The organism is Burkholderia sp. KCJ3K979 (genome assembly GCF_016759955.1).
GTDB lineage: Bacteria > Pseudomonadota > Gammaproteobacteria > Burkholderiales > Burkholderiaceae > Burkholderia > Burkholderia orbicola.
In genome coordinates this window covers 1-8901 of sequence record NZ_JACFYV010000250.1, presented here as the reverse complement: position 1 = coordinate 8901, position 8901 = coordinate 1, and the positions used below count along the sequence as shown (strand labels likewise).

Genomic DNA, 8901 nt, shown 5'->3' with positions numbered 1-8901 from the left:
ACGGCAACCGTGCGTTTTGTACTCAGTCACGGGCTCCAACACCCAAGCGCGGGGCAAACTGCACGGTCTCGTCTGGCTACCACCAGACTTTACCGTACTGGTCAGTACTGAACATACAAGCGCGGCGAGCGTGGCGCTGGCCGCGTTCGCCGAGGTGGTCGGCCGCTGGAGCCAGGCGCCGGCGTTCTGCCTGAACCTCACGGTGCTGAACCGTCCGCCCGTGCATCCGCGCATCGATGCTGTGCTCGGCGATTTCACCGCGCTGAGCCTGCTCGCCGTCGACGCGACGCACGGGCGCGATTTCGTCGAGCGTGCCCGCACGATCGGCGCGCGGATGTTCGACGATCTCGACCATCGCGCCTTCACCGGCGTCGACGTGATGCGCGAACTCGCGCGGCGGCGCGGCAAGGACGCGGCGCTGATGCCGGTGGTGTTCACGAGCGGGATCGGCAGCGTGGGGCGCCTGCTCGGCGAGCACACGGAGCACGCGACGCGCGCCGCACCGCCGCGCACCATGATCAGCCAGACGCCGCAGGTGTGGCTCGATTGCCAGGTGACCGACCAGTTCGGCGGGCTGGAAATCGGCTGGGACGTGCGCGACGACCTGTTTCCGGACGGCATGCCGTCCGCGATGTTCGACGCGTATGTCGCGCTGCTGGGCCGGCTGGCCGACGATGCCGAATGGTGGTCGCGTGAGGGTGACATCGTGCTGCCGTCCGCGGCGCCGGTCGCCGGCGCGCATCCGGATGCCGATACGCATATCGCGGCCGGGTTCGCCGCGCAGGCGTTGCGCACGCCCGATGCGCCGGTCGTGATCGATGCGCTGGGGGCACGCACGTACCGCGAGGTCGCGCAACACGCGGCGGCGCTGCGTACCGCGCTCGAGCAGGCCGGCGTCGGCGTGGGCGATACCGTCGCGGTGCTGATGCCGAAGTGTGCGCATCAGCTCGCGGCCGTGCTCGCGATCGTCCAGGCGGGTGCCGCGTACGTCCCGGTCGACAGCCGTCAGCCGGCGCTGCGGCAACAGGCCATTCTCCGCAATGCGCGAGTGCGTGCGGTCGTCAGCGTGCAGGCGCTCGCATTCGAACAGGAAGGTTGCGTGCGCATCGATATCGATGTGTTGCCGAGCGATCCGCAATGGCCGCCGCGCGCCGCGAGCGACATCGCCCCCGATGCGTTGGCCTACGTGATCTACACATCGGGTTCCACCGGCGAGCCGAAGGGCGTGATGCTGAGCCATGCGGCGGTGTGCAACACGCTTGCCGACATCAGCGCGCGCCATGCGGTCGGCGCGGGCGACGTGGTGCTGGGACTGGCCGAACTGAGCTTCGACCTGTCCGTCTACGATTTTTTCGGCGCGACCGCGCGCGGCGCGTGCATCGTGCTGCCCGATCCGGCGCGCGGCAACGATCCGTCGCACTGGGCCGAACTGATGGCGCGCCATCGCGTGACATTGTGGAACTCGGTGCCCGCCCAGGGGCAGATGCTGATCGACTACCTCGAAGGCGAACCGGCGCTCGACGTGCCGGGCCCGCGCCGCGTGCTGTGGTCGGGCGACTGGATTCCGGTGACGCTGCCGGCCCGCTGGTGGCGCCGCTGGCCCGACAGCGCACTGTTCAGCCTCGGCGGCGCGACCGAAGCGTCGATCTGGTCGATCGAGCATCCGATCCGTCCGGAAGACACGCAGCTCGCGAGCATTCCGTACGGCCGCGCGCTGACCGGGCAGACGATGGAAGTGCTCGACGCGCTCGGCCGGCCGTGCCCGCCGGGCGTGCGCGGCGAGATCCATATCGGCGGCGTCGGGCTCGCGACGGGCTACGCGAACGATCCGGTGCGGACGGCCGAACGGTTCATCCATCATCCGGACGGGCGCAGGCTTTACCGCACCGGCGATCTCGGGCGCGTGCGCGCCGACGGCTCGCTCGAATTCCTCGGGCGGCAGGACGATCAGGTGAAAATCCGCGGGTACCGGATCGAGCTGGCCGAGATCGATGCGGCGCTGACCGCGCATCCGCTCGTCGGCGCGGCCGCGACGATCGTGCTCGGCGAAGGCGCGGAGCGCCGGCTCGCGAGCTTCGTGTCGCTGCAGAGTGCGGAAGCGCCTGCATCGGCGCGGGACGACGCGCTGCGTGACCTGGCGACGCAGGTGCGCACGGCATTCGACACCGCACGCTGGCCCGCCCAGGCAGACGTGGCGCATTCGGTCGCGCAGCTCGAAACGGCGTGCGTGGCGTCGCTCGCCGCATGGATCGTGCCGGCCGGCGGCTTGACGACCGACGCTTCGACCGGTTTCGCGACCTTGTGCGAGCGGCTGCGTGTGCCGGCGGCACGACGCCATTTGCTGCGCCACTGGCTCACGATGCTCGTCGCGCACGGCGTGCTGGAGGCGGATGCCGAAGACGGCTGGCGCATGCGTCCGGGCGCGAGCCTGGCCGACGCGCATGCGTGCTGGGACGCATTCGCGCAGCACGCGTCGCCGGAGCTGTGGCCGGCCGTGCTCGTCGACTACTTCCGCGCGAGCGCCGGATGCCTCGACGCGCAGATCGCCGGCAGCGTGTCGCCGGCCGGCCTGATGTTCCCGGAAGGGGCTTCGCATATCGCCGAAGCGATGTACAGCGACGGCGAACATGCCCGCGCGCTGCATCGCGGGATGGCGCAGGCCGTGCGCGCCGTCGTCGCCCGCGAGCCGCAGCGCGCGTGGCGCATTCTCGAAATCGGCGCGGGCACCGCCGCCGCGACGCGTGCGATCGTCGACGCGCTCGCGCCGCTGGTCGAAGCCGGTACGCGTATCGATTACCTGTTCAGCGACGTGTCGAGCTACTTCCTCGCGGCCGCACGCGAGCGTTTCGCCGCGTATCCGTGGATGCGCTTCGTGCGCTTCGACATGAACGCGCCGTGCGACGCGCAGGGCATTGCGCCGCATTCGGTCGACCTGACGATCAGCTCCGGCGCGCTGAACAATGCGCGCGACACGGTCGCACTGATTGCCGGCTTGCGCGCACTGTCGGCGCCCGACGCGTGGTGGGTGATCCAGGAACTGACGGCCGAGCATCCGGAAATCAGCATCAGCCAGGGGCTGATGATGGAGACGCCGGACGATGCGCGGGCCGCATCGGCGCGGTTGTTCGTGCCGCACGCGCAGTGGCTCGACTGGCTGCAGGCGGAGGCGGGCGATCGTGCGCTCGGTTGTGTCGCGCCCGACACGCCGCTCGCCGCGCTCGGCTACGACATCCTGCTCGCCCACGTGAAGCGCGGCGCCGCGCGCATCGCGCCGGATACGCTGCTGGCGTTCGTGGCCGAGCGCGTGCCGAACTACATGGTGCCGTCGCAACTGCGCGTGCTCGAGCGTTTGCCGGTGACCGCGAACGGCAAGATCGACCGCCGCACGCTGGCCGGCATCGCCGATATCCGCGAACCGGCGCCGGCCGTGGTGCGAGCGGTGCCCGCACAGGCAGCCGATCCGCTGCTCGCACGGCTGATCGGCTTGTGGGAAACCGTGCTCGATACGCGCAACGTGTCGCCGGATCAGGACTTCTTCGCCGCGGGCGGCGATTCGCTGCTGATCGCGCAGCTCGTGTCGCGGCTGCGCGGCGAGGAGCCGCTCGCGCACGCGCATCCGTTCGACCGGCTGCTGCGCTGGGTGCTCGCGCAGCCGACGCCCGCCGCGTTCGCGCAATGCCTGCGCGATGCGGGCGAGCAGCCGGCGAGCGCGACGCCGACGGCCGCGCTCGCCGCGTCGCGCACGTTGCCTGCATCGGCGGTCGTCCATGCGCCGGCGCCGCGCGTGCGCCCCGGCGTGCGGCCGATTCCGCTCGCGCCGGGTGACGGCGTGCCGCGCGTGATCGTGCACGAAGGGCTCGGCACCGTGCACGCGTATCGTCCGGTGCTGCCCGCGCTGGCTCGGCTGGGCCCGGTGCTCGGCTTCGCGGTGCGCGACGCGCAGGACTATCTCGACCTGCCGGTGCGCCACCTGAACGCGACGCTGGGCCGGCGTTATGCGGATGCGCTGTGGCGCAACGGCGTGCGCGAGGTCGACGTGCTCGGCTACTGCTCGGGCGGGCTGGTCGCGCTCGAAATGGCGAAGTCGCTGGTGCAGCTCGGTGTCGCGGTGCGCACGCTCGACATCGTGTCGAGCTACCGGATTCCGTACCTGATCGAGGACGAACGGCTCGTGCTGTTCAACTTCGCGGCGACGCTCGGGCTGCCGCTCGATGCGCTCGGCTTTCCGGAAACGTACGTGCTGGCCGACGCGCTGGCTGACGCATTGAAGGCCGACCCTGCGCGGCTCGCGCCCGGCAGCCTGCAGGCGCAGCTCGAGATCTTCGGCGATCGTTGCGAGCCGCTCAACGGGCTGCGTCGCCGCGTGTTGCGCGCGGCGGCCGGCCTGTCGCTGCAGGACGCGCTCGCGCATCCGCTGCTCGACGAGCGCGAGCGGCTCTACCGGCTCTTCATGCATTCGGTGCAGGCGTCCCACTGGGCCGGCGATGCGCCGTATGCGGGTGCGCTGCGGCTGTTCGTTCCGGAGCGCTGCAATCCGCTGATTCCGCAGCAGCGCGCGGCGCTCACCGATTACTGGACGGCGCAGGCGCTCGGCGGCATCACGGCCGTCGATATCCCCGGCGGTCATTTCGACTGCCTGAACGCCGCGTTCGTCGATACGCGCCTGAAGGAGGCACGATGAAGGTCCATCCGCTGCCGGTCGTCGTGGCCGGCTCCCGTTTCGGTCAGTTCTATGCGGCGGGCCTCGCGGCGTCCGGTTCGTATCACGTCGCCGGCATCCTCGGGCAAGGCAGTGCGCGCACGGCCGCATTGGCCGCACGCGTCGGTGCGCCGGTGTTCGATCGCGTCGACGAGCTGCCGGACGACGTGCGCATCGCGTGCGTCGCCGTCGGCGGCGCGGCGCGCGGCGCGCAAGGCGCCGCGCTCGCGTGCCGGCTGCTCGAACGCGGGATCGACGTCGTGATCGAGCATCCGCTGCTGCCCGACGAATGGGCCAGCGCGCTGCGTACCGCGTCGCGCCGCGGCCGCCGCTGCCTGCTCAACAGCTTTTATCCGAACCTGCCGGTCGTCGCGCGCTTCATCGCGGTCGCGCGGCGGCTGCGCGAGACGAGCGCGCCGGTGCATGCGGACGTGGTGTGCTCGGTGCAGGCGAGCTACGCGGCGCTCGACGTGCTCGCGGCCGCGTTGCAGGGCGTCGGGCCGTGGTCGGTCGAACCGATCGGGCCGGCGCTGTCGTCGATGCGCGAATGCGCGATGGTGCTCGCCGAAACGCCGGTGTCGCTGCGCGTGCACAACGAGATGGCGGCGGCCGACGACGGCCGGATGAGCCTGCTGTTCGGCATCACGCTGACGACCGACGCCGGCACGTGGACGCTCGCGTCGCCGCACGGCCCGCTGTGGTGGGCGCCCGCGCTGCGCGAGCCGGCGCTGGACGACGACGGCCTGTTCCCGATCTTCGGCGAGGCGGCCGGCGACGACATGCCGAGCATCCAGATCTGCGACGACGCACAGGACACCTGGGGCGAGATTCACGCGCGCTGCTGGCCGCAGGCGGCCGTGCGTGCGGTCGACCGGCTCGTGTCCGGCGAAGGGCTGCACGCGTGCAACCAGCGCAGCATCGACGTGGCGCGCGTCTGGCAGCAGTTGACCGCGCAACTCGGTTTTCCGGCGCAGCCGCCGGGTGACGCGCGCGCCGCGACGCTCGGCATGCTGCTGGAGCGTGCCGCATGAAGGGGCCGTTGCTTTCGATGTTGCGGCCGTTCGCGGTGCCGCTCGTCGCGGCGGTGGCGTTGCAGGCGCTGGCCGGCATCGCGTCGCTCGTACCGTGGCTCGCGCTTGCGCATCTCGCCGACGCATGGCGCGTGAGCGCGCAGCTCGACGCCGCGGCGCGCGGCTGGCTCGTCGCGGCCGTGGCGGCCGGCGCGTGCTGGCTGGGCGGCCAGACGGTCGCACTGCACCTGACGCACCGCGTCGACGCCGATCTCGGCGACCGTCTGCGCAAGCGCCTCGCCGATCATCTGCAGCGTTTGCCGCTCGGCTGGTTCGCACGCGCGGGCAGCGACCGCGTCGCGCGCCACGTCGATCAGGACGTGCGCGCGCTGCATCAGCTCGTCGCGCATGCGCCGGCCGATCTCACGCAGCTCGTCGTCGTGCCGTGCGCGGCGCTCGCGTGCCTGCTTTATCTGAATCCCGCGCTGCTCGCGTTCGCGCTCGTGCCGCTCGTCGCCGGTGCGGCGCTGTTCCGCTGGATGCGCTCGGCACGCTTCGCGCCGGCCTTCGCCGCACGCAACGCGGCGCTCGAACGGTTGATGGGCGACTACGCGCAGCTCGCGCAGAACCCGGCGCTGGTGCGGCAGTATCCGGGCGCCGGGATCGAGGCCGCCGCGCTGGCGTCGGCCGGACATTTCTCGCACGCGTTCGCGGCGTGGGTCGGCCGCATCGGCGGTCTCGGCGCGTGCACGCAGGTGCTGCTCGGCACACCGTTCCTGCTCGCGTGGGTGGTGTTCGGCGCGACGTGGCTGACGGTCGGGCAGTTGCCGGTCGGCACGCTGTGCGCGTTCGCGTTGCTGATCTGGGCGGTCGCGGCGCCGGTGCGTGCGCTCGGTCATGGCGCCGATGCGTTGCGCGAGGCGCGCGCGGCCGCCGCGCGGCTCGATGCGTTGCTCGTGCAGCCGGGCCTGCAGGAACCCGCCGACGGCGCGGCACAGGCGCCGCGCGACGCGTCGATCGAACTGCGCGGCGTGCAGGTCGACATCGACGGCGAGCCGATCCTGCGCGACCTCGACGCGACGATCGCGGCCGGCACGACCACCGCGATCGTCGGGCCGTCGGGCGCGGGCAAGAGCACGCTGCTGATGCTGCTCGCGCGCTTCATGGACCCCGATCGCGGCACGGTGCGGCTCGGCGGCGCCGATCTGCGGCTGCTCGCGTCGGACACGCGCCGCGAACAGGTCGCGATGGTGTTCCAGCAGGCCACCGCGCTCGACGATGTGTCGATTGCCGCGAACATCGCGCTGTACCGGCCCGATGCCGATCGCGACGCGATTCGCGCCGCCGCGCGTGCGGCCTGTCTCGACGAGCGCATCGACGCATTGCCGGGCGGCTACGACTGCGTGTGCGGGCGCGACGTGCGGCTGTCCGGCGGCGAACTGCAGCGGCTGTCGATCGCGCGTGCGCTGCTGTCGCGCGCGCCGCTGCTGCTGCTCGACGAACCGGCGTCGGCGCTCGATCCGCAAACCGGGCGCGCGTTGCGCAACGCGCTGCGCGCCGACACGCGTACCCGTGTGATCGTCAGCCACGATCTCGACGCGATCCGGCACGCGGACCAGATCCTCGTGATGGAGCACGGCCGCATCGTCGAACGCGGTACGCACGCGGCGCTGCTTGCCGCGCACGGGCTGTATGCGCGGCTCTGGCGCGAACGCGGCGCCGCAGGCGGGGAGGCCGCATGATGACGACATCGCTCGAACGTTTGCAGTGCCTGCCGCGCGACACGCGCCGCGCGCTGTGGCGCGGGCTGGGCTGGGCGGTGGCCGCCGCATTGCTCGACGGCGCGTGCGGGCTGCTGCTCGTGCCGCTGATCCGCGCCTGGTTCGCCGGTGCGCAGGCGGCCGCGCTGCGCTGGACGGCCGTGCTCGGCGCGCTGACGCTGTGCCATGCGCTGGTGCTGTACGTCGCGCAACGTCGAGGCTATCGCGCGGGCGGCGCGCTGGCCGTTGGCCTCGTCGAACGCCTCGTGCACCACCTGCCGCGCATCGCGTCGTGGCAGGCCGTGCGCGACAGTCATCCGGCCGGGTTGCTGCGCGGGCCGGTGATGCAGGCGATGGGACTTCCCGCGCACCTGCTCGGGCCGTTGATCGGCGCGGTCGTCACGCCGCTCGCGGTGGTCGCGGGGCTCGCGTGGATCGACTGGCGCATCGCGCTGTGCCTCGCGGCGGCGGCTGTGCTGCTGTTCGCGCTGCTGGAACGCGGCGGCGCCCGCACGCTCGCGTTCGAACAGGCGCGCGCCGCGGGCGATCGCGACATGGCCGTGCAGCTTCAGACCTTCGCCGCGCATCAGGGGCTGCTGCGCTTCGCGGGCCGGGACGGCGACGCACGCGCGGCGCTGCAGCGCGCGTTCGACGAACAGCATCGCCGCACGCGAGCACTGATGCGGCGCTCGCTGCCGATCGAGCTCGGCTTCGCGGGGGCGGTGCAGGGCGTGTTCGTCGCGATGCTGATCGGCGGCGCGTGGGCCGTCGCGGTTGGCCGGCTCGACGCGGCGACGGCCGTCGCGGTGCTGGTGCTGCTCGTGCGCTTCATCGAGCCGCTCGCGCAGCTCACGCAGCTCGACCAGGCGCTGCGCGGCGGCTGGCGCGCGCTCGATACGGTGCTCGCGGTGCTGCATGCGCCACTTTTCGACAGCCCCGAGCGCGGCACGCCGGTACACGACGCGAGCGTCGACGCGCTGCGCGTCGGCTATCGGTCCGCCGGCGGCGCGACGCTGCTCGACGGGATCGACCTGCATTGTCCGGCGGGCGGCTTCGTCGCGATCGTCGGCCCGACGGGGGCGGGCAAGAGCACGCTGCTCGGCCTGCTCGCGCGGCTCGACGATCCGTGCGCGGGGCGCGTGCTGCTCGGCCGCGCCGACGTGCGGCACCTGAGCGAGGCGACGCTCGCCGCGACACGCAACCTCGTGTTCCAGGACAACGGGCTGTTTCGCGGCAGCCTCGCGTGGAACGTGCGGATGGGGCGGCCCGACGCGGCCGATGCCGAACTGCGCGCCGCGCTGGACGCGGTCGGCCTGCTGCGCGACGCCGAGCGCCTGCCGGACGGCCTCGACACCGACGTGGGGCCGGGCGGCCAGTTGCTGTCGGGCGGGCAGCGCCAGCGCGCATGCCTGGCGCGCGCGCTGCTGGCGCG

Annotated in this window: 3 protein-coding genes and 1 pseudogene; all 4 read left to right on the top strand. The window is 72.4% G+C overall.

Annotated elements, in window-relative coordinates; all coding sequences use genetic code 11:
* Window positions 1-118: 118 nt before the first annotated feature.
* A pseudogene (locus tag H3O04_RS31200) lies at window positions 119-4681 on the top strand (amino acid adenylation domain-containing protein); the annotation flags it as partial.
* The gene (locus H3O04_RS31195) at window positions 4678-5730 is read left to right on the top strand and encodes a Gfo/Idh/MocA family oxidoreductase (RefSeq protein ID WP_202589151.1); all 1053 of its coding nucleotides are present in this window, start codon (window positions 4678-4680) and stop codon (window positions 5728-5730) included. The pseudogene H3O04_RS31200 and the gene H3O04_RS31195, both read left to right, overlap by 4 nt.
* Window positions 5727-7451 carry an ABC transporter ATP-binding protein gene (locus H3O04_RS31190; RefSeq protein WP_202589150.1) on the top strand — a complete coding sequence of 575 codons (1725 nt, stop codon included), beginning with the start codon at window positions 5727-5729 and terminating at the stop codon, window positions 7449-7451. The genes H3O04_RS31195 and H3O04_RS31190 overlap by 4 nt, the downstream gene beginning before the upstream one ends.
* Window positions 7451-8901: ATP-binding cassette domain-containing protein (locus H3O04_RS31185; RefSeq protein ID WP_202589149.1), on the top strand; the 1451-nt coding region annotated here is incomplete at its 3' end. The genes H3O04_RS31190 and H3O04_RS31185, both read left to right, overlap by 1 nt.

Excerpts from the sequence above, each read along its gene's own strand:
- H3O04_RS31195 (WP_202589151.1), top strand. The coding sequence starts at position 4,678 with ATGAAGGTCCATCCGCTGCCGGTCGTCGTGGCCGGCTCCCGTTTCGGT.
- H3O04_RS31190 (WP_202589150.1), top strand. The coding sequence starts at position 5,727 with ATGAAGGGGCCGTTGCTTTCGATGTTGCGGCCGTTCGCGGTGCCGCTC.